The following is a 20,732-nucleotide window of genomic DNA, read 5'->3' as shown; positions in this document are numbered from 1 at the left end:
ATCATTGAAAATGAATTTAATGAGGAATTGTAACAAATCCTCGTCTCCAGAATAGCGGCGATTTATGGTTATAAGATACCTTCATAATCCATAGCTAATTATTAGCTGTACGATTATATTCTCAATATTAGTTACAATAACTCAGTAACTTCTTCAATGCATTGGACATATGTTTCTGGCGATGATAAATCAGGTAAAGAGTCCGACTAAAGCTAATTTCAGGGATCACAAGTTCAGCCAATGTCCCACTCTTCAATTGTTCTTGAATAACTCGCCGTGAAAGGCAACTGATTCCCATCCCATACCGGACAGCATGCTTGATAGCTTCCGAATTACCCAATTCCATCGCAATATTGAATCGAGGCATCTGCGAGAATAACAGATGATCCAGTACTTCCCTCGTCCCTGAGCCTTTTTCCCTCAATATCCAAGGCGCCTTAATCAAATCCTGCACCGTAATATCACTCTGCAACAGTGGGCTATCCGGTGAAGAAAAGATGACCAACTCATCTTTCATCCACGGCTGAGTGATCAATTCAGGATCATGGCACAAACCTTCAATCAGCCCCAAATCAACACGAAACTCAGCAACGGCCTTTATGACATCTTCAGTATTGCCGATATTCAATTCCAACGGTGTATCAGGGTAATCATGACGGTATTTCGCCAGCATTTCAGGCAACATATAATTGCCAATCGTGCTACTGGCCGCCAAGCGCAGAGCCCCCAATTCTAATTTGAAAAGCTGCTCCACTTCACCAGTCTGTTCAAGCAGTGCTAATGCTTTTGGATAGAGCAGACGCCCATGTTCATTGGTAACCAGCCGTTTGCCTACTCTATCAAACAACTGTACTCCCAACTGCCCTTCGAGATCGGTCAGTGAAGCACTCACAGCAGATTGTGATAACGCTAACTGCCGGGAAGCCTGTGTCGTTGAACCACTTTTCAGAACTTCTGCAAAAATCTCCAGTTGTCTCAGAGTGATACGCATATGGCCTCGCTGGAAGCAAAATAAAGTAGAAAGGTAGTCTTGATTTTAGACAGTAATATGCAACTTAACAAAAGTCACCCCTAATCAATCTATTATAGTGGTTATATATATACAAATTATCAATTTTATTGATTTGATGACCTACTATAAGCTTATTACTAAAATATATAAGCTATAGAGTAACCGCCATGTCTGAAAATCAGCTCAGTGAACTCACCAAAAATTACCAATATAACGTACTAAAATTAATCCCCGGGTTCACATTAGCCGCAACCCTGACTATGCTCGCTATTTATATAGGCAGTATTTCGTGGTTTATTGAGATGGGATTGGGTGCTCTGACGCTTGCTATTCTTTTGGGGATTATTGTCGGTAATACACTATACCCTTTATTAAAATCCTCTTGTGATAGTGGTATCCAATTCTCTAAGCACTACCTACTGCGAGCTGGCATCATTCTTTATGGATTTAGACTGACATTCCAACAAGTCACGGATGTTGGTGCACTTGGGATACTCATTGATGTCATGATGCTTTCTTCGACCTTTTTTCTCGCTTTATGGCTTGGACGCACTATTTTTAAGCTGGATAAACAAACAGTTATACTGATTGGAGCAGGAAGCAGCATTTGCGGTGCAGCAGCAGTTATGGCAACAGAGCCAGTTGTCAAAGCCTCTGCCAGTAAAGTTGCTGTCGCCGTTTCTACCGTAGTGATTTTTGGTACGATCGCAATTTTTATCTATCCATGGTTTTATCAACTCAACGCTCATTACCAGTGGTTTAGCTTCTCTCAGGAAGCCTTTGGTATCTTCTCTGGCTCAACAGTCCATGAAGTGGCTCAAGTTGTTGCCATTGGACATGCGTTAGGGAGTGATGCTGAAAATGCAGCGGTCATCAGCAAAATGATCCGCGTTATGATGTTGGCACCATTTTTGTTGCTGCTTTCTGCTTATATCAGTCGCATGGAAACTCAAGCCAACAGTAATCGAATAAAATCCCCGATCACTATTCCATGGTTTGCTGTATTTTTTATTGCCATAACAGGTTTCAACTCTTTTCATTTATTACCCGTATCCCTTGTCAATCATATCATTACCGTTGATACCATTATGCTGGCAATGGCGATGACCGCATTAGGCTTAACCACGCATATTAGCGCCATTCGTCAGGCTGGAGCAAAACCTATACTATTGGCACTTGTTTTGTTTATCTGGCTAATGGGTGGTGGATTAATTATCAATCAAACTATTCAACATTTATTATGCTATTGAATTAACTGTTTTATATCCAATGAATTTCGAGTTGCAGCCAACAAAGCGGCAACTTGAAAGACGACGGGTATAGAGCAGATTTTATTAGCCGGACGAACAATGACATAATATTGATGACTTCCTACTCTGAAGGCCAAAGTTTTAAGAAAGCAAGTTGATGAAAAAACAGGAGAATAAAATATGAAATTTGTTGGAGCACATGTGAGCGCTTCAGGCGGTGTTGATCAGGCAGTGATCCGCGCTCATGAATTAAATGCAACGGCATTTGCCCTGTTCACGAAAAATCAGCGCCAATGGCATGCCCCGCCATTATCAACAGATGTCATTGACAAATTCAAAGCGAATTGTGAACGCTACGGCTATGGCAGCCACCAAATTCTTCCCCATGATAGTTATCTGATCAATCTGGGTCATCCTGAAACAGAAGCACTGGAAAAATCCCGAACAGCATTTCTCGATGAAATGCTGCGTTGCGAACAATTAGGCATTAATCTGCTTAATTTTCATCCGGGGAGTCATCTTAACAAAATAGATGTTGATCAGTGTCTCATTCGTATTGCTGAATCCATTAATATCACTTTGGACAAAACACAGGGAGTTATTGCCGTCATCGAAAATACCGCCGGGCAAGGAACCAACCTCGGTTTCAAGTTTGAGCAACTGGCCGCGATTATCGATGGTGTTGAAGACAAAACACGTGTTGGTGTCTGCATCGATACCTGCCATGCTTTCGCCGCAGGTTATGACCTACGCACAGAAAAAGATTGCGATAAAACTTTCAAAGCTTTCGATGAAATTGTTGGTTTCCAGTATCTGAAAGCCATGCACCTGAACGATGCCAAGAGCGAGTTTTCTAGTCGTGTTGACCGACACCACAGCCTTGGCGAAGGTAATATCGGTAAAACACCTTTCAGCTATATTATGAAAGATGACCGTTTCAATGGAATTCCTTTAGTCCTTGAAACAGTCAATCCAGATATTTGGGATCAAGAAATTGCTTGGCTGAAATCTCAGCAGAATTGATTATCTGACCGAAACCAGTTCGATCCTTGACATCATTGATGCAAGTTCTGTTCGGCTCCTGATCCCAACATTCGGCTGGCTGACCGTAAGTGCAGAAACTGCGGTTGCCAGACGCAATGTATGTTCGCTGGATTCTCGCATCAGCAAGCCATAAACCAATCCACCAACCATGGAATCTCCTGCCCCAACAGTACTGACAATCTCACAAGCTGGTGGTTTCGCCAACCATGCGCCGGAGGCATTGACCCATAATGCGCCCTGCTCTCCTAATGAAATAACAACATGAGCGATCCCTCTATTACGCAATTGATGGGCCGCGTCAATGACACTATCCAAATCCGACAATGGCTTACCCGCCCAAACTTCCAGCTCATGCCGATTAGGTTTTACCAGCCAAGGCGATGCCTTGAGACCTGCAACAAGGGCTTCACGGCTACTGTCGAAAATAATGCAAGGGCAACGTTGCCGTAACTGCATCATCCAATCCGCAAATAATTCTGGCGCTATTCCCTCTGGCAAGCTGCCACTGACCACTACCATATCGAATTGATCTATCCACATAAGGGAATCACTGACAAATTGCTCCCACTGATCTTGCGTCACATGAAAACCAGAAAAGTTAAAATCCGTCACTTCACCGTGTTTTTCTGTCAGTTTCACATTGATGCGCGTTCGCCCGGAGACTAAATGGAAACGATTTTCCATATTATTGTCGCGGAAAAACTGCTGAAATCCCTCTTGGTTATCTTCTCCCAGAAAACCGCTGACGGTGACATCAATGCCCAAATCACGCAAAACCTTCGCAACATTATTTCCTTTACCAGCAGCATGAAGCCCTGCCGTTTGTACTCGATTAACGGTTCCCTTAACAATATCTGGGCATAAGCCAACTAAATCATAAGCTGGATTTAAGGTAATTGTGGCAACTCGACGGCTCATCTTGCCCAGTGTCTCCTGAATAAACAGTCATAAGTAACATTAAGATTTATCTGTTATTTATAACATCAAAATTGAATCGTTTCAGTTAAAATTACTACTTGATTGATCATTGTGTTATCTCGATCTAAAAGTAAAAATATGACGAGGAAGGATTTATTGTCAGATAATGAAAACAGAATCACTGCGTACACCCAATGGATTTCAAGCTGCAATTTGAAAGACCATGGATATAGTCCGGAGGAATAGAACAATGTCAGTTGTTGTCGGAGTTGGTGTCATTATTGTTAACGATAAGGGTGAAGTTTTACTGGGAAAACGTACCAGTCAACATGCCCCATACTGGTCAATCTTCGGTGGACATGTTGATCCCGGAGAAACCTTTGAAGAATGTGCCATCCGTGAAATTCAGGAGGAGATTGGTCTGACAATCCAAGACCCCAAAGTTTACGGTATTTGCAATAATATCGAAACTTATCACGAAGAAGGAAAGCACACTGTTTCAGTCTGCTTATTGGCAAAATATACCGGAGGAAAACCCAGATTAATGGAACCCGAGAAATGTGAACAATTAATTTGGTGTGTTCCTAATCGCCTCCCTGAACCTCATTTTGAAGCCAGCCGTAATGCCATCAAGCTATGGCAAAAATCGCTATTCTACTCTGCAACTTGATATCGGTGTTATTCAGGCAGGTTGACTGTGAAACCTGCCTCTACCTTTGTATACACAATGCGACAAAAACCTTTAGTTATCCTTCATAAATATTTGTTTACACATATTATTCATTAATGTATCGTCTCGCTAGTACAAGGTAACACCATTCATCAGGGAGTCTATATGACCATTGAGGTAACCCAGAATTTGAAACGCCCCCCCATATTCGGAGGCGCTATGATCATCGCCGGTACTGCTATCGGCGCTGGTATGTTTTCCATTCCGATTGTCACCTCAGGCGTATGGTTTACAGGATCAATTATTTTACTGGTGTATACCTGCATATGCCTTTATTTTTCTAGCCTGATGATTCTGGAAGCTAATCTGAATTATCCTGTTGGTTCCAGCTTTCATACTGTTAGCAAAGACTTATTGGGTAAAGGTTGGAGCGTTATTACCGGTTTATCTATCACTTTCGTTTTGTATATCCTGACCTATGCTTATATTTCAGCGGGAAGCTCAATAATTCTGCATAATATTGAGCATATTATTCCGATAAAACAGTCCGTAGCTGGCCTGATATTCGCCTTTATTGTTGCCTTTATTGTCTGGATATCCACTAAAGCAGTGGATCGTTTAAGCATAATTTTGATCGGCGGTATGGTAATTACCTTTATCATGTCTGTCGGCGGTATGTTTACTGAAGTTAAAACAACCATTTTGTTCGATCTGGCCAACACCGACACGAATTATTTACCTTACGCTTTGGGAGCCTTACCTTATCTACTGGCGTCATTTGGCTATCACGGTAATGTTCCCGGACTGGTTAAGTATTATCACAAAGACAGTAAAGCTGTTACTTGTAGCCTGCTATACGGCACATTGATAACCTTGGTGATCTATATTTTGTGGCAGTATGTGATTCAGGGAAATATTCCTCGTGACGCTTTCAAACAAATTATTGCTGATGGTGGCAATATTGGTAACTTACTGCAACAGATGGATAATACATCCAATAATCCAACCGTGGCCCGTTTTCTAAATGCTTTTTCATACATGGCGTTATCAAGTTCATTCTTAGGGGTATCACTGGGATTATTTGATTATCTGGCAGACTTTTTTAAATCTGATGACAGCGGAAAAGGCCGTTTTAAAACAGCCCTGATAACATTTGCTCCGCCTACTGTACTGGCACTGTTATTTCCAAACGGCTTCCTGTATGCGATTGGTTTTGCCGGTCTGGCGGCAACGATATGGGCAGTTATTATTCCTGCATTAATGGCTCGCGCCAGTCGTAAGCGTTATCCTGAATCTAGCTACCGCGCTCCGGGAGGAAATTTCCTGATAGCCTTTGTTATCCTTTTCGGTTTGATAAATGCAATAGCGCATATCCTCTCCTTGTTTAATTTGTTGCCGACTTATCGTTAATGTTTCCCTTCGCCCCCGCATTTTAGCGGGGCATTCATTCATCTCTTGCCTAATCGGCTGACTGCGAGTAATTTTGTCGCCATTCGAATCTTCATTCCACTATTTCCCTGTTCTTACGGAAGGTATCCATGGCTAAAGCCAATGAAATTAAACGCGGTGCTGCAATCAACCACAATGGAAAATTACTATTAGTTAAAGACATTGATATTCAGTCACCCAGCGCACGGGGCGCCAGTACTCTGTATAAAATGCGTTTTACTGATATCCGTACTGGTCAGAAAGTGGAAGAGCGCTTCAAAGGTGATGACATTATTGAAACCATCACATTAATTCGTCGTGGTGTAAATTTTTCTTATATTGATGGTGATGAATATGTCTTTATGGACGATGAAGATTTCACACCTTATCACTTTAAAAAAGATCAAATAGAAGAGGAATTACTATTTATCCCAGAAGAAGGTTTGCCGGGAATGCAAGTCCTGACAATGGATGGACAATTGTTGGCTCTTGAATTACCACAGACTGTTGATATGGTCATTGAAGAGACATCTCCGGGTATTAAAGGTGCATCAGCCAGTGCTCGGACTAAACCTGCTAAGATGAGTACAGGGCTCACAATTCAAGTTCCGGAATACCTGAGTTCAGGTGAAAAAATCCGCATTCATATTGCAGAACGTCGCTATATGGGACGCTGTGATTAGTTCTATATATTTAAATATAAGTTGCTCTTTCGACGAAAAGATCGCTCGCTCAAAAGAGCAACTCATTGCTTAATAAATTAAAAATAGTCCACATTAATGATTGCCACACGTTTCTGGTTATCAGTCCACTTCACACTGGAAACACCTATGTTACCAGGAAGCATGACATTACCTGTTGTTTTGTGAGTTAAAATGTTTTGTTTAACAGTGAGATTTTTTCCTAACCGATAGCAAGAGATCTTGGCTTGAGCATTTGTTACGACGACTTGACATCCTGGGTCAACTATAGCACCTGAAAACCGGATTATCCCTCCTTGAGATTCTGCATATCCATAAGAAAGCCATGAAACCAACAAGCAGCTAATGAAATATTTAAGACAATTTTTCATGGTCACCTCACTTTCGTTTTTCCGTTAACTAAAACTCAGTTACCTTTTATTCCTTCATCTCCATAATAACTATTTCACATAAAAAAAATACAACATTGGCACATTTTATTGATAAATATCAAAGGTGATTTTTTAGCTAGAAAAATAAAAACATCACTCTTATCAAATAATTTGAAAGCTGCTATTAATAATAATTATTTGAACTAAATCATAAATAAAATTCACAATTTTTTATATTCCTTAAGCGAAATACGCCGGAAAATTAAATAAATTTAATATAAAATTTAGTGATATGTTATAATGACAATTCCTAATTTTTTATTTTTCCCCACCCATCTTACCTCTTCTGTTCCGATATGTTTTTTCATAGATAACAAAGAACTACCGTCCTTTTTATATTCTATTTTTTTATCCTGACTTAGCTGCTCACCATTATACCAACAGACCACTTCTGTATGTTCTTCATCCCAACTAAATTGGCATGGAGGGTCAACGATAGCACCACTAAAGTGAATAGTTCCAGAATTAGAAATTGACGGAGAATTCGCCATTGCAGGATAGGATAAGGACATAAACAAAAAAGTCGTCATTTTTCGTAACATAAGCATTCAACCTCCATCATGATTATTATTATCTTTTTTCAATTTTAGCCCGCGCCAATTTGAAAACTACATAATGGTGTAACGCTCCACTATCTATATAACGGTATAACGGAAAATGAAAAAATTTCTTTATACTTTTTATTTAACCAGAACTCAATTCAACATAATATTCTAATAAGTTTAGATATGAAGGAATCTATTTATTGTTATTTAATAATAGTCAGGTGCCAATATTGCACCAAATATATATTATCGGTACTGACTTAGAGATTTAGCTATTTTTCCGATATGATGGAAGAATTTCTATATTAACAATAAAAAATTTTATCAATAGCCAATGATAATATGCTGATATAGCGATACATTAACCATTGCCTCCCATATCGATTACGCTTTCCTGTAAATTTTGCTATAGTGCCCCTCCAGTTAATTTGACTACCAAAATCCATTTCCGCGTTAAGTTAAATAGGTATCTCATGACCCGCAGTCACCCGCTAGCCATACTTTTGCTCAATATCCTTGGTATTGCCTTGTTTCTCTCATGGTATTTGCCTGAGAATCATGGCCTTTGGTTTCATATTGATTCCACCATTTTTTATTTCTTTAATGAGAAACTACTGCCAGATTCAAAATTTTCCCTATTTGTTGCCATTGCAAATGTCAGAGCATTTGATGTCATATCACTTCTATGCATGGGACTGCTTTACTACAGTTCATTTCGCAAACAGGACTATGCCGGCAAGCGTCGACTTTTCATGATTGGTCTCGTGATGCTCGTTTCGGCTGTTATTATTAATCAGATAGGCCACAAAATTCCTGTCAGCCATCCAAGTCCGACACTGACATTTGAAAATGTCAATCGCATAAGCGAGATCACAAGCTGGCATACAAAAGATGCGTCAAAAGATAGTTTCCCTGGGGATCATGGCCTGATGCTGTTGATTTTCAGCAGTTTTATTCTGCGCTACATCTCTCGCGGTGCATTTTTCATTGCTCTGCTGATTATGATCACCTTTGCCCTCCCTCGAATCATGGCAGGTGCTCATTGGTTTACAGATATTGCAGTCGGTTCTTTATCTCTGACATTGATTGGTATGAGCTGGATATTACTGACTCCATTAAGTGACACTATAGCAGCATGGTTGGATAAGAAATTGCCACATATTGGGCGAACCAAATAAAAATAGAGTTAAGTTAAGTCATCATCACTTGACGTCATAAACATGAGGAGATATCCATTATCTCCTCATATTACATAACATTTACCAATCTAGTATAAAATAGCAACAAACCATTCTAACTCATTAGTTCCTAATCTAATTTTTTGTAAAGAACCCTTTTTGACTCTCGCTTTTTACTCACCATTTATGTACTCTCCCTGAGTCCTTTTATTAAAATCACACGCTTTGTAAATATATTAATAAAATGTGTTGTTTCACACACTTTCAGGACAGAAAATTTGTTAATTCACCATCTTCTGACTAGGCTTTAAAACGTTTAGTGTTTTTATGATGCTGATAAATAATGTTAAGGACTGCAAGGGAAAATTAATACAATGGTCAAGTCTCAACCAATACTGAGATACATATTGCGGCTGATACCCGCAATTCTCGCGGCAGTGGTACTGACTGCATGTAGTTCACCTGATTCAAAGCTCCGTAATAAATCAACTGATACGCATGCAGTAAACTCTCAAAAGCATTTCTTACTGCAAGCGTCTCAGGATGAATTTGAAACTCTGGTTAACAAATTAGATATTAAGTCTAAGCTACTTAACCAATATGCGGACTGGAAAGGTGTTGCCTATCGGCTTGGTGGGAACACAAAGCGCGGTATTGATTGTTCTGCTTTTGTACAGCGTACTTTTCATGACCAGTTTAGCATGGAGCTACCGCGTTCTACGTCAGAGCAGCAATATATAGGCCGAACTGTCAGTCGCTCTAAATTGCGTGAAGGTGACTTAGTGCTGTTCAAAACAGGCATACGTATGCGCCATGTCGGAATTTATATCGGCAATAATCAATTTGTACATGCTTCAACAAGTAACGGAGTTATCGTTTCTAAACTAAGCGATACCTATTGGAATAAACGCTACTACGGTGCTAGACGAGTGCTGTCAGATGAGATGAAAACCCAGATATAACCATCGAATATAGCAAAAGTAGTATTCAAAAATTTCCCTTGCAGAAACTAAAAAACGCTTCCTAAAAGGAAGCGTTTTTTATCAGTAAACAAAAATTCAGCGAGTAAAAAACTATAGTGGGTATAGCGCGGTTATGTTTTCTGCGATTGCAGCACCTAAAGTCTTTAGGCGGCATATCACTGCACTCTCATTATCCTTAGCAAAAAACAAACATGGTTCTCCTTCCCACTCAATTACTGCACTCAATATTTGTATATCAGCAATAGACTGATTTATAAAATGCAAAATATCTCGTGCTTTCTCGCCTTCATGACTTAACAGTTTCAGCCCCGTCAGGCTGTTTTCTATATCGGCTTCTTCTGTCGGTAAAATTTCAACTTTTGTACCAACGAAGCCAGATGACCACCGATAACTTTGCGGCAGCCTGTGTACTACCGAAAGTTGGATATTATTCACGTATCATTCCTATCAGAAACAACATTAATACATCTAACCACCAGATGTAGGCTATTGGTTCGCCAAAACCGAATAACCTCCCAACAAAAAAAAGTAAACAAAAGGTTAAAATAGAAACTACATTACCCTACGTCCTACACTTTCCAACTTAACGAAAGTGAGACCAATCTCTCATTTTGTATATATTTATACTGTTTAGGTAAATAATTCAACTTATTTTTATGCAAAACAGCAACTTTTCATTCAAAATTTATTTACATATTTGTTTTTTTCAAACTTTGTTACATACCAATAAAAGTATAAAATTGTTTTTTTACAACCAGTTAATTACCTTCAGCACCATTATCATCTATATCCATAGATTTAGCCACAAAAAGTTAACAAAAAAACAACACCAAAGTGATTTCAACTACAAGAGAATTAACAAATTCTCATGCTTATTTGATGATCTTTCGCTATTTCCTGTCTATCAGGATAATCGACAGCTCTTCTGGGATATTCCAAATGCTTTAGAAAGGTATAGAAACTTAACCACTCTTTATTAGAACGGTTGACAATTAAATAATCATGCATCTTTCTTATGAGAGTAAATATCAGACGAATGCCAATAGACAAAATATAGATACTGAGAAAAGTGAAAGGCTATCATCTACAGATAGACAGCCTTTCAACGTATTTTATTTTTTATGCTTTACGTGCGTAGATAATAAGCAGCATAGCCAATGTCACACATAACGCCATCGATCCCACCATTGGCCACGCACTTTCTTCGGGTAATAAAGACAAAATAGTACCGACCAATGCAGAAATACTAAAACGTATAGTCCCCGCCAGCGAAGAAACCGTTCCGGCCATGTGAGGATAATCATCTAGTACAACAGCCATCGTGTTCGATGTAATCATGGATATCCCACTGATATAAATAGCCACACCCATGACCAGTGAAATGAACCCCAAATCAAACATAGTGCTAAACAACAACCACAATCCCATGACAAATTGAACAAATAGCCCAACATGCAGCATTTTCACTGGGCCATATTTACGAACAAATTGACTATTGATAGTTGCCATTATGAACAGAAAAATAATATTCAGTCCAAAATAATAACCAAAATGCTGTGCAGGCACTCCGTTTAGCTTGATGTAAACAAATGCCCCGACACTGAGAAAAGAGAACATTCCTGCGAAAGAAAAGCCACTAGCTAAGATATAGCACAATACCTGCCGCTGCCGAAACAGCATAATAAACTGCCTCAGGGTGGTCTTTAAGTTAAATTTCTGCCTTTTCTCCTTCGGTAACGTTTCACTGATAAAGAAAGCAACCAGAGCTACAGCAATGACTGCAACAATCGCTATCGACCAGAAAATAGCATGCCAGTTTAACCAGATCATCATCATCCCACCTAACATGGGTGCCAATAAAGGTGCAATGATCATCACCAGCGTCACAAAAGACATGCTGCGGGAAAATTCTTCTTTCGTGAACATATCACGCATCATGGCGTTGATTACAACACTTGCGGCTGCCGCAGAAAAACCATGCAAGAAGCGCATGGAAATAAAAGTATCAATATCTTGTGCTAAAGCGCATGCAGCAGAAGAAATAGCAAAAACAATAACACCGCCTACAATGATTGGTTTTCGCCCCAGACTATCTGACATTGGTCCATAAATTATTTGCCCCATGGCAAAACCCAAAATATAGCCACTGAGCGTCATTTGAACTAAACCATCACTAACACCAAAATTTTCAGCGATCGTTGGCATACTCGGCAAATACATATCAATTGCCAGTGGCATTAACATAGAAAGTAGACCAAGGATCAAGACTAATCCCAAATAGGACAATCGCTGTTGTTGCACGTAGTTACTCCTGAATCAGTTGAAGAGAAAAGATGATTACACTATTGGTGTCTGTATGTTGTTAATTTCATTAGCAGTCAGTGCCCTATATTCCCCAGGCGCCAACTCAGGATCGAGATAAATTTCCCCGATTCGCTCCCGATGAAGCTCAACAACATGATTACCCACCGCAGCAAACATCCTTTTCACTTGATGATAACGCCCTTCACTGATGGTTAAACGAACAACTTGCGGTTCAATAACTTCCAGCTTTGCCGGTTTTGTCAGTGTTTTTTCACCGTTCAATTGCACCCCTGCTAGAAATTTTTGCTCCGTCTCTTCCGAGATTGGAAGTTCTAATGTCACAAGGTAGGTTTTTTCACAATGATGCTTGGGGGATGTAATACGATGTGACCACTGTCCATCATCCGTCAACAAAACTAATCCTGTGGTATCAATATCCAACCGCCCTGCTGAGTGTAATTTGTGGGCAACAGGCTCATCAATAAAATATAGAATTGTCGGATTTGACGGATCATCTGTCGAACACACGTAACCTTGAGGCTTATTCAACATGAAATAACGCGGCCCATCCAGTTGTTGCAATATCGTTCCATCGTAGGCAATTTGCTGATCGGGCTTTAATTTATAGGCTCCTGCTTTGATAACTTCGTTATCGACGGTAACTAACCCTGCACGTAACTCTCGACCTACATCATTACGGCTAATACCTAACTGTTGTGATAAAAATTTATCCAATCGCATGAACAGATGTCCCTGACAAAAAACAAACACACATAAACGTGCCTTAAATATTGCAAACAAACTATTGTGAACAATTTGAAGGTCGCTATTGGGATACGAGATTAAACGGATAATTTTAAGGAAAATCGTCACGCTAATAACTATAACAATAATAAATTAATCGTTATAGTCCGTCTAACCCTAAAAAAGAATGACAAGAATTTTCTCAGCAGCACGGCTAAATGAAAAATGTTATTCTCTACATCAATTATCTTTTACCTGATACCTATGACAGTAACATAAAAATGGCTTTTACTTTACGCCCTTATCAACAAGAAGCGGTAGACGCTACCATTCGTTATTTTCGCCAGCATAAAGAACCCGCCGTTATTGTTTTGCCAACCGGTGCGGGTAAAAGCCTTGTCATAGCCGAATTAGCAAAGCTGGCTCATGGTCGGGTTTTAGCCTTGGCACATGTCAAAGAACTTGTTGCGCAGAATCACGATAAATATTGTGCTTATGGGTTGAACGCAGATATCTTCTCAGCGGGATTAAATCAAAAACAAAGTGAAGGCAAGGTGGTTTTTGGCAGTATCCAATCCATTGCCCGTAACCTGAATCGCTTCGATCATCATTTTTCACTGATAATCATTGACGAGTGCCATCGCATTAGTGATGACGAAAACAGTCAATACCAACAAATAATCCAGCAACTTCAGAAAAACAATCCTCAAATACGTATCTTGGGATTAACGGCAACACCTTATCGATTAGGCTCTGGCTGGATATATCAATATCATCATCATGGCATGATACGCGGTGATGAACGCAGTTTTTTCCGTGATTGTATTTATGAACTTCCATTGCGTTATATGATTAAACATCACTTTCTTGTTTCTCCGGAAAGACTGGACATGCCGATTGTACAGTATGATTTCAGCCAGGTGCGTACCAGCCAACAAGGAATCTTCAACAAAGCGGAGCTAAATCGGGAAATCAAACGCCAAAAGCGCATTACACCCCATATTATCAAGCAAGTCATTGAATACGCTCAAGATCGAAAAGGTGTCATGATTTTCGCGGCTACGGTCGAGCATGCCAAAGAAATTTTCCGATTATTGCCAGCGGAGCAAGCTGCGTTAGTCAGCGCAGATACCGCAGCATCTGAACGAGATCTCTTGATCTCTGCATTCAAAGAACAGCGACTTCGCTATATGGTCAACGTTGCCGTACTTACAACAGGGTTTGATGCTCCTCATGTTGATTTAATCGCCATATTGCGACCAACGGAATCGGTCAGCCTTTATCAGCAAATCATCGGGCGTGGCTTGCGTTTATTTCCCGATAAAAAAGATTGCCTGATCCTGGACTATGCAGGGAATCCTCACGATCTTTACACGCCCGAAGTTGGCAGTAGCAAACCCAATTCACAAAGTCAGCCCGTACAGGTCTTTTGTCCTGTCTGCCAATTTGCCAATACTTTTTGGGGAACCTGCACCGCAGATGGAAAAATCATTGAACACTTTGGACGACGCTGCCAAGGTTGGGAAGAAGACGAAAATGGGAAACGTCAGCAATGTGATTTTCGTTTTCGTTTCAAATCATGCCCACATTGTGGCGCAGAAAACGATATCGCCGCCCGACGCTGCCATCGTTGTAAAGAAGTACTGGTCGATCCTGATGATATGTTGAAAGCAGCCCTGAAACTCAAAAATGCTTTGGTACTGCGTTGTGGCGGAATGCAATTAACTCCGGGCCATGACAACAAAGGTGAATGGCTGAAAATTACCTACTATGATGAAGATGGTGCCGATGTCTCAGAACGGTTCCGCTTATCCACCCCCGCCCAAAAAAAAGTATTTGAACTGCAATTTCTTCGCCAGCATCAACGTGCGCCGGGTATTACTTTTCAGTGGAAAACAGCAACAGATATTGTCCATCAACTTCCTTCATTACGTCATCCTGATTTTGTGGTCGCACGCAAAAAAGGCCAATTCTGGCAGATTCGGGAAAAGATTTTTGACTACCAGGGAAGATTCAGACGAGCAGATGATCTGTACTGAATCGACTAAATATCCCGTCATCTTTCAGGCTACAACTTAAAATCCATTGGGTATTGACAGCCATAAAGTGCATTTCTATTTGCCGCCATAACGGTTTTTCGTTAGAATGCCGCCCGCTTAGCGTAATACATAATGTTAAGCCAAATCTCGAACCTGCTGCTGGGTCGCCTGTAGCAGGATTTATTTTCTTCTTTTACAGAGAAAAAATAATGTTAACTATTAATGCAGAAGTACGTAAAGAGCAGGGCAAGGGTGCGAGCCGCCGCCTGCGTAGAGCTAACAAGTTTCCAGCGATCATCTACGGTGGTAACCAAGAACCAGTTTCTATCGAACTGGATCACGATGCAGTTATCAACCACGAAAGCAAACCAGAATTTTACGAAGTTATGACTCTGGTTGTTGATGGTAAAGAAACTAAAGTTAAAGTGCAGGCAGTACAGCGTCATCCGTTTAAACCTAAACTGACGCACATCGATTTCCTGCGTGCTTAATTAGCCACAGTCGAGCTTTTATCGGGACGCCGAGTAAATAACGCCGCATTCGCGGCGTTATTTATTTATAAGGCTTAATTTTTATTGCCAACAGAAACTAACGATTACCGCTGCCTCGGCGTTGTAATTGGTCGCGCAAGTTTGGGGGCGTACCTTTAATCGTCAAAGTATCTGTTGCTGGATCCCAAAAAATCCGCTCTCCCATAAGCATCGCATCAAAGTTGATGGTTAATCCTCCCCCACTGCCTGCGAACTTAGTTAATTGACGCAAAGTTCCTCTATCAGCAGGGAAGCTTTCTTCCAATTCATATCCCTGTTCCTGCGAGAACTGCTGGAAATTTTGCTCACCCAGTGGAGGCAATTCCTGAGATAATTCTTGTAATTTAATTTCCTCGCCTGCTTGTAGCTGCTCATTACAGTAACCATAGACTTGCTGACGATAAGCCTGACGTTCATTTTTATCCAACTGTGCTGACTCACAGTAGTCGTCTACCGCCTGCAATAATCCCTTATTCTGCACCTTCGCATTCATACCTTCACTGGCAGCCAGAAAATCCATAAAAAAGTCAGAAACCTTACGCCCTACCCGGCCTTTTAAGAAAGTCAGGTAACGGCTGGATTCAGGGTTAGTTTCCCATTCAGTCAGGTCAATTCTCGCAACGATATCAGCATGAGGAATATCAAGATATTGTGTTGTATTCACATCAAGTTCATCATTGACGGACATACTGTTACAGCTATTGAGCACCGCAATCAGCAAATATTCCACGGCAAGATATCGATATTGGCAGAACAACACCGTTCCCCCTTCCGCGAACGGATACTTTGCCAATTCATCTTTCAAACGAACAGTTGCTGCGCGGCTAAAACCGAGGAAACCCTCATCTCCTTTACGCAGATGACGGAGAGACTCTGCCAGTTCGCTCTCTTCATTGAACGAACCATAGGCTTTGTTTTTCGCGCTGTATACACGATGTAACTCAGCCATCATATCATCAACCACTTGATTGGTATTCAGCAGAGAATCACGCAAAACCACTTCCAACGTTTGCTCATCACGCTTAATCAACCGATGTAACGCGATCTGGGTAATTTCCAGACTCATTATTTATACTCCTCTTGCAACTTTCGCCATATGGCTTCGCGGTTAGCGGCGTATTCAAACACCGTTATCTTTCTGCTGCAACCAAAAACCAAAATGATGGAAAAGTATCCGCAATTTAAGATCAACGCTCAACACATCAGAGACTAAAATGATGCAACAGATTCAAGAATGGCAACAACTCCCACAATAGGAAATTAATTTGTCATAAAAAAGCAGAAAGTTACCCCTCTATACGGTAAGATATGGGGCTTTGTACATTCAGGATATTCGATTTATGCCACAGTCATCTCGCTATAGCGATGAAAAAGTAGAACATTTATTAACTGAATTAGTAAATGTTTTCGAGAAAAACCATACACCAACTGACCTTACTCTGATGGTCTTGGGTAATATGGTAACGAATTTGATCAATACGAGCATTGCTCCTGCACAGCGCAAGCACATCGCAGACTCGTTTGCACGCGCTTTACAATCTTCAATCAATGAAGATAAAGCGCATTAATTTTTACTTAACACCTTAAATGTAAAGAAAATATGGTGACTAGCCGTCAGCATTACCGCGAAAAAGTTTCTCAAATGATCAGTTGGGGGCACTGGTTCGCACTGTTCAACATTATGTTCAGTCTTGTGCTGGGCAGTCGCTATTTATTTGCATCTGACTGGCCGGGTTCACTGTTTGGTCGCATCTATGCGTTCGTCAGTTGGCTTGGTCATTTCAGTTTCATTGTCTTTGCCATCTACTTACTTATTTTATTTCCGCTGACATTTGTCGTTATGTCTCAGCGGTTACTGAGGTTTCTTTCCGCGGCACTGGCAACGGCAGGCTTAACGCTCCTGATCTTTGATTCTTCCATCTATGTACGCTTTCACCTGCACTTGACCCCTTTGGTCTGGGATTTAGTAACCAACCCAGAGAAAGGAGAGTTGGCAAGAGAATGGCAACTGATGTTCATCTGTATACCTGTTATTTTTTTGATGCAGATGCTCTTTGGCACATGGAGTTGGCAAAAATTACGTAGCCTGAATCGCCAACGATTTGGCAAACCACTGGCGGCGATATTTATCACTACTTTTATTGCCACACACCTCATGTATATCTGGGCGGATGCTAACTTCTACCGGCCAATTACCATGCAGCGCTCAAATTTGCCGTTGTCTTATCCAATGACCGCTCGTAAGTTTCTTGAAAAACATGGTCTACTGGATCATCAGGAATACCAGCGCCGAATGAACCAACAGGGAAATCCAGCGGCTTTAAGCGTCAATTATCCGCTGAATAACTTGTCTTATCAGGATAGTGGACGCGGCTATAATCTTCTTCTGCTTGTCGTGGATGGTCTGGACAATCAAGACATCACCAATGGTATGCCAGCTCTGGAACATTTCGCAAAGAATAACATCCAGTTTACTCAACATTTCAGTACGGGTATTTATAACGACACCGCACTGTTCGGTTTATTTTATGGCATATCATCGGGTTATCTGGATGGCATCCTTAATGCAAGGAAATCATCCGTACTTCTCGATGCTCTGACACATCAAGGATATCAATTTGGTCTCTTCTCTTCAGATGGGTTTAAAACCCCTCTGTATCGTCAAGCCATCCTGACTGATTACTCACTGCCCATTACCAACGAACAAAACGATAGCTTAACCGTAGACCAATGGCGTCAATGGCTGAATTTACGTAATGGCTCTACACCGTGGTTCTCATTTTTGGACATCAATGGCCTTACTCATCCATTGGGTAAATTTGACCGGAAAATTCTGGATACTCAAATCAATGATGTTTTAGAAACCCTGACAAACAAAGACGCTCTGCATAACACCATCGTTGTTATTACAACTAAACAAAATAAACTAACGACAGATCGTACAGCAAAATGGTTTATTGATGGCAAATTCAATCGTAAACAAATGCATGTTCCCCTGATCATTCACTGGCCGGACACACCAGCACAAATCATTAACAAACTGACTAGTCATCAGGATGTTATGACAACACTGATGCAACGTTTACTACACGTCAATAATTCACCAGAAGACTACTCACAAGGCGAAGATCTCTTTAACGCCCAAAGAGAAAACCCTTGGCTTATTACTGGTAATGATGGCTCATTGATTATTACAACAGCTAAAAATAACGTCTATCTTTCCAAAGATGGAGAATATCATCTGTATGATTTAAATGGCGATGAAATTCAGGGAGCCAAACCAAATCTTACCCAACTATTACAGATACTAACTGAAGTGAAACGATTTTTAGCAAACTAATAGCTTAAAAATCAACCACTCACTAAATTAGGGACTTGCTTTGAAAATAAAAAGCGGTAGTATAGTAAGAGTCATCGGCATGTAGCGCAGCTTGGTAGCGCACCGTCATGGGGTGTCGGGGGTCGTAGGTTCAAATCCTATCATGCCGACCAAATTTCCCCAGAAAAACCAACCTGTTAGGGTTGGTTTTTTTATTTCTGAAAATTGCTTGGTGTAAAATGGGTGTAAAACCCTCTCTAAAAACGACAGCTTTATTGAGCTAGAAATAACCATATTTTGATTATCTTCTCATTCAAAATTATCTGGCCAACCCGCCTTTTATCCTCTCAATTTTATAATTATGATGAATGCTCATCAGTTTAATTTTTCTGTTCCCTGCCTCCACACCCACCCACCCCACCAATGATGCAATGGTTTGCTGACTACATTGACAGGATATCAGGAATACAGTGATTCACCATAAGGCAGATTCCTGCCCTTTAACATATGGGGTAATCACCTGAAAGAATTTTCCGATTTGAAATCGGGAAACTTGAACCATGCAGGAGATAAGATATATCAAAGAGTTAAAAGAGGACAATTCTCCCCTTTAACGTAACCTGTTGATTTTGCTTATTTCCGTCACAGTGCCAGAAATTAATGAAATCAAAGGGTTATAAAGACGGGAAATCCCGCCTTTAGGCAAGTAGCTGATTTTGTTTAATTCCTGCTCAGGGTGGGAGTAGTGGTTTTTAATGGTGGGGATATCGAGGGGTTAGGTTAAAGAGGAAGATTGTCCTTTATGAAGAAGGCCACGCAATGCGCAGCCTTGGATTTAGGATATAAATTAAAATTAACGCCAGTTACAGTATAAACGTTTAGTTTGGCCTGTTTGCTTCAAAATAAAACTCAGTTTTTGTGCATCAGTATTATCTTCATACAAACCGCTATTAGGTGAGCGCTTACCTAGACTATAAGTCATATCATCCACTGTTATATAAAGAGATTTATTTTTGAATAGATCTTGCATTTGTTGGTAACTCTGATCATTTTCAAGAGAGTCTACTATCCAACGAAGACCCGATTCTTTAGATTGATTATTCTCATTCCAGTAAAATATGTTTATTTTTTCAATACTTGTCTTATTTTGGATTATATTTAAGGCACCAAAAGCAGCTTCCTTCCCTGTATTTAAGTATCTATCATCGACAAGATATCCCCAGTCATTAGTGCTATTCTCCCCATCCCTATAACGTCCAGACCCTAAAGTGAGATCAAATACAAGCATGCTATCATTCAATTCAGGTTTTGGTTTCGGATCAGGCATTGGCTCCGGTTTTACTTTTTCTCCCACAAACTCCCAATCACACGCCATCATATCTTCTTGCGTTGGCTGCCACGGCACAAAGTTACCATGTTCATTGCGCAGATCGATATGTGTCAGGTAATCGTATTTAGTGTCAACCGCGACACCATCAACCGCATAGGCGCTACCTTCTTCCACCGTTAATTCATTCACACGTGGCGTAATAGCCAGATACATGCCTTTGTCACCCCAAACAGAACGGGTAACACGCTTGCGTAGTTTTAATTGAATCAAAGCCCAAGAGAAGGAGCCTACCGGAGCAGTAATACA

General features: G+C 40.6%; 20 protein-coding genes and 1 tRNA gene. 12 read left to right on the top strand and 9 right to left on the bottom strand.

Features of this window, described 5'->3' with window-relative positions:
• Positions 1-127: 127 nt before the first annotated feature.
• On the bottom strand, positions 128-991 hold the full coding sequence (gene yieE / locus FE394_RS10385; RefSeq protein ID WP_319926318.1) for a DNA-binding transcriptional regulator YeiE: 864 nt from the start codon (positions 989-991) through the stop codon (positions 128-130).
• 188 nt (positions 992-1,179) lie between these two features.
• Between yieE and FE394_RS10380 the strand changes: the two genes are divergently transcribed.
• Positions 1,180-2,262 carry a YeiH family protein gene (locus FE394_RS10380; protein WP_319926317.1) on the top strand — a complete coding sequence of 361 codons (1,083 nt, stop codon included), beginning with the start codon at positions 1,180-1,182 and terminating at the stop codon, positions 2,260-2,262.
• 180 nt (positions 2,263-2,442) lie between these two features.
• Entirely contained in the window at positions 2,443-3,285 is an 843-nt protein-coding gene (gene nfo, locus FE394_RS10375; RefSeq protein WP_319926316.1) for a deoxyribonuclease IV, read from the top strand.
• Here the strand turns inward: nfo and fruK are convergent, their stop codons facing one another.
• Positions 3,286-4,224: a 1-phosphofructokinase gene (gene fruK / locus FE394_RS10370; RefSeq protein WP_319926315.1), complete on the bottom strand. Its 939-nt coding sequence runs from the start codon at positions 4,222-4,224 to the stop codon at positions 3,286-3,288.
• Positions 4,225-4,474: 250 nt separating this feature from the next.
• Here fruK and FE394_RS10365 point away from each other — a divergent pair, with 250 nt between their 5' ends.
• From FE394_RS10365 to yeiP, 3 genes are all read left to right on the top strand, one after another.
• Positions 4,475-4,894 (top strand): nucleotide triphosphate diphosphatase NUDT15, encoded by a 420-nt coding sequence (locus FE394_RS10365; protein ID WP_319926314.1) that lies wholly within the window; start codon positions 4,475-4,477, stop codon positions 4,892-4,894.
• Positions 4,895-5,059: 165 nt separating this feature from the next.
• Positions 5,060-6,304 (top strand): tryptophan permease, encoded by a 1,245-nt coding sequence (gene mtr, locus FE394_RS10360; RefSeq protein WP_319926313.1) that lies wholly within the window; start codon positions 5,060-5,062, stop codon positions 6,302-6,304.
• 128 nt (positions 6,305-6,432) lie between these two features.
• The gene (gene yeiP, locus FE394_RS10355) at positions 6,433-7,005 is read left to right on the top strand and encodes an elongation factor P-like protein YeiP (protein WP_319926312.1); all 573 of its coding nucleotides are present in this window, start codon (positions 6,433-6,435) and stop codon (positions 7,003-7,005) included.
• A gap of 77 nt (positions 7,006-7,082) precedes the next feature.
• Here the strand turns inward: yeiP and FE394_RS10350 are convergent, their stop codons facing one another.
• Together FE394_RS10350 and FE394_RS10345 are read right to left on the bottom strand one after the other, a co-directional pair.
• Entirely contained in the window at positions 7,083-7,394 is a 312-nt protein-coding gene (locus tag FE394_RS10350; protein WP_319926311.1) for a type 1 fimbrial protein, read from the bottom strand.
• Positions 7,395-7,678: 284 nt separating this feature from the next.
• Entirely contained in the window at positions 7,679-8,002 is a 324-nt protein-coding gene (locus FE394_RS10345; RefSeq protein ID WP_319926310.1) for a type 1 fimbrial protein, read from the bottom strand.
• Positions 8,003-8,472: 470 nt separating this feature from the next.
• Here FE394_RS10345 and FE394_RS10340 point away from each other — a divergent pair, with 470 nt between their 5' ends.
• On the top strand, positions 8,473-9,177 hold the full coding sequence (locus FE394_RS10340; protein WP_319926309.1) for a phosphatase PAP2 family protein: 705 nt from the start codon (positions 8,473-8,475) through the stop codon (positions 9,175-9,177).
• 374 nt (positions 9,178-9,551) lie between these two features.
• Entirely contained in the window at positions 9,552-10,139 is a 588-nt protein-coding gene (mepS, locus tag FE394_RS10335; RefSeq protein WP_319926308.1) for a bifunctional murein DD-endopeptidase/murein LD-carboxypeptidase, read from the top strand.
• A gap of 111 nt (positions 10,140-10,250) precedes the next feature.
• Here mepS and FE394_RS10330 read toward each other — a convergent pair whose 3' ends face one another.
• The 3 genes from FE394_RS10330 to rsuA all read right to left on the bottom strand — a co-directional run bounded on the left by FE394_RS10330 (position 10,251) and on the right by rsuA (position 13,205).
• Positions 10,251-10,595 (bottom strand): YejG family protein, encoded by a 345-nt coding sequence (locus FE394_RS10330; RefSeq protein ID WP_319926307.1) that lies wholly within the window; start codon positions 10,593-10,595, stop codon positions 10,251-10,253.
• 684 nt (positions 10,596-11,279) lie between these two features.
• Positions 11,280-12,461, bottom strand: a complete 1,182-nt coding sequence (locus tag FE394_RS10325) for a Bcr/CflA family multidrug efflux MFS transporter (RefSeq protein WP_319926306.1) — start codon at positions 12,459-12,461, stop codon at positions 11,280-11,282.
• A 36-nt stretch (positions 12,462-12,497) separates the two neighbouring features.
• Positions 12,498-13,205: a 16S rRNA pseudouridine(516) synthase RsuA gene (gene rsuA / locus FE394_RS10320; protein ID WP_319926305.1), complete on the bottom strand. Its 708-nt coding sequence runs from the start codon at positions 13,203-13,205 to the stop codon at positions 12,498-12,500.
• Between the two features lie 284 nt (positions 13,206-13,489).
• Between rsuA and radD the strand changes: the two genes are divergently transcribed.
• A complete protein-coding gene (gene radD / locus FE394_RS10315) occupies positions 13,490-15,247 on the top strand; it encodes a DNA repair helicase RadD (protein ID WP_319926391.1) in 1,758 nt (585 codons plus the stop codon).
• A gap of 209 nt (positions 15,248-15,456) precedes the next feature.
• A complete protein-coding gene (gene rplY / locus FE394_RS10310) occupies positions 15,457-15,738 on the top strand; it encodes a 50S ribosomal protein L25 (protein WP_038235979.1) in 282 nt (93 codons plus the stop codon).
• 97 nt (positions 15,739-15,835) lie between these two features.
• Here the strand turns inward: rplY and yejK are convergent, their stop codons facing one another.
• Positions 15,836-16,843 (bottom strand): nucleoid-associated protein YejK, encoded by a 1,008-nt coding sequence (gene yejK, locus FE394_RS10305; protein WP_319926304.1) that lies wholly within the window; start codon positions 16,841-16,843, stop codon positions 15,836-15,838.
• Between the two features lie 274 nt (positions 16,844-17,117).
• On the opposite strand from yejK, the gene FE394_RS10300 reads away from it, so the two are divergent.
• From FE394_RS10300 to FE394_RS10290, 3 genes are all read left to right on the top strand, one after another.
• Positions 17,118-17,345, top strand: a complete 228-nt coding sequence (locus tag FE394_RS10300; protein ID WP_092548779.1) for a YejL family protein — start codon at positions 17,118-17,120, stop codon at positions 17,343-17,345.
• A gap of 32 nt (positions 17,346-17,377) precedes the next feature.
• Positions 17,378-19,117, top strand: a complete 1,740-nt coding sequence (gene yejM / locus FE394_RS10295; RefSeq protein ID WP_319926303.1) for an LPS biosynthesis-modulating metalloenzyme YejM — start codon at positions 17,378-17,380, stop codon at positions 19,115-19,117.
• A 75-nt stretch (positions 19,118-19,192) separates the two neighbouring features.
• Positions 19,193-19,269, top strand: a tRNA-Pro gene (locus FE394_RS10290).
• 680 nt (positions 19,270-19,949) lie between these two features.
• Here FE394_RS10290 and FE394_RS10285 read toward each other — a convergent pair.
• On the bottom strand, positions 19,950-20,732 hold a 783-nt coding region (locus FE394_RS10285; protein ID WP_319926302.1), incomplete at its 5' end, for a DUF2829 domain-containing protein.

This window comes from Xenorhabdus littoralis, assembly GCF_033949345.1.
GTDB classification, from domain to species: domain Bacteria; phylum Pseudomonadota; class Gammaproteobacteria; order Enterobacterales; family Enterobacteriaceae; genus Xenorhabdus; species Xenorhabdus littoralis.
Note: the sequence above shows the minus strand (reverse complement) of the source record. Positions and strands in the feature narration are given on the sequence as shown.

Excerpts from the sequence above, each read along its gene's own strand:
- yieE (WP_319926318.1), bottom strand. The coding sequence starts at position 991 with ATGCGTATCACTCTGAGACAACTGGAGATTTTTGCAGAAGTTCTGAAA.
- FE394_RS10380 (WP_319926317.1), top strand. The coding sequence starts at position 1,180 with ATGTCTGAAAATCAGCTCAGTGAACTCACCAAAAATTACCAATATAAC.
- nfo (WP_319926316.1), top strand. The coding sequence starts at position 2,443 with ATGAAATTTGTTGGAGCACATGTGAGCGCTTCAGGCGGTGTTGATCAG.
- fruK (WP_319926315.1), bottom strand. The coding sequence starts at position 4,224 with ATGAGCCGTCGAGTTGCCACAATTACCTTAAATCCAGCTTATGATTTA.
- FE394_RS10365 (WP_319926314.1), top strand. The coding sequence starts at position 4,475 with ATGTCAGTTGTTGTCGGAGTTGGTGTCATTATTGTTAACGATAAGGGT.
- mtr (WP_319926313.1), top strand. The coding sequence starts at position 5,060 with ATGACCATTGAGGTAACCCAGAATTTGAAACGCCCCCCCATATTCGGA.
- yeiP (WP_319926312.1), top strand. The coding sequence starts at position 6,433 with ATGGCTAAAGCCAATGAAATTAAACGCGGTGCTGCAATCAACCACAAT.
- FE394_RS10350 (WP_319926311.1), bottom strand. The coding sequence starts at position 7,394 with ATGAAAAATTGTCTTAAATATTTCATTAGCTGCTTGTTGGTTTCATGG.
- FE394_RS10345 (WP_319926310.1), bottom strand. The coding sequence starts at position 8,002 with ATGCTTATGTTACGAAAAATGACGACTTTTTTGTTTATGTCCTTATCC.
- FE394_RS10340 (WP_319926309.1), top strand. The coding sequence starts at position 8,473 with ATGACCCGCAGTCACCCGCTAGCCATACTTTTGCTCAATATCCTTGGT.
- mepS (WP_319926308.1), top strand. The coding sequence starts at position 9,552 with ATGGTCAAGTCTCAACCAATACTGAGATACATATTGCGGCTGATACCC.
- rsuA (WP_319926305.1), bottom strand. The coding sequence starts at position 13,205 with ATGCGATTGGATAAATTTTTATCACAACAGTTAGGTATTAGCCGTAAT.
- radD (WP_319926391.1), top strand. The coding sequence starts at position 13,490 with ATGGCTTTTACTTTACGCCCTTATCAACAAGAAGCGGTAGACGCTACC.
- rplY (WP_038235979.1), top strand. The coding sequence starts at position 15,457 with ATGTTAACTATTAATGCAGAAGTACGTAAAGAGCAGGGCAAGGGTGCG.
- yejK (WP_319926304.1), bottom strand. The coding sequence starts at position 16,843 with ATGAGTCTGGAAATTACCCAGATCGCGTTACATCGGTTGATTAAGCGT.
- FE394_RS10300 (WP_092548779.1), top strand. The coding sequence starts at position 17,118 with ATGCCACAGTCATCTCGCTATAGCGATGAAAAAGTAGAACATTTATTA.
- yejM (WP_319926303.1), top strand. The coding sequence starts at position 17,378 with ATGGTGACTAGCCGTCAGCATTACCGCGAAAAAGTTTCTCAAATGATC.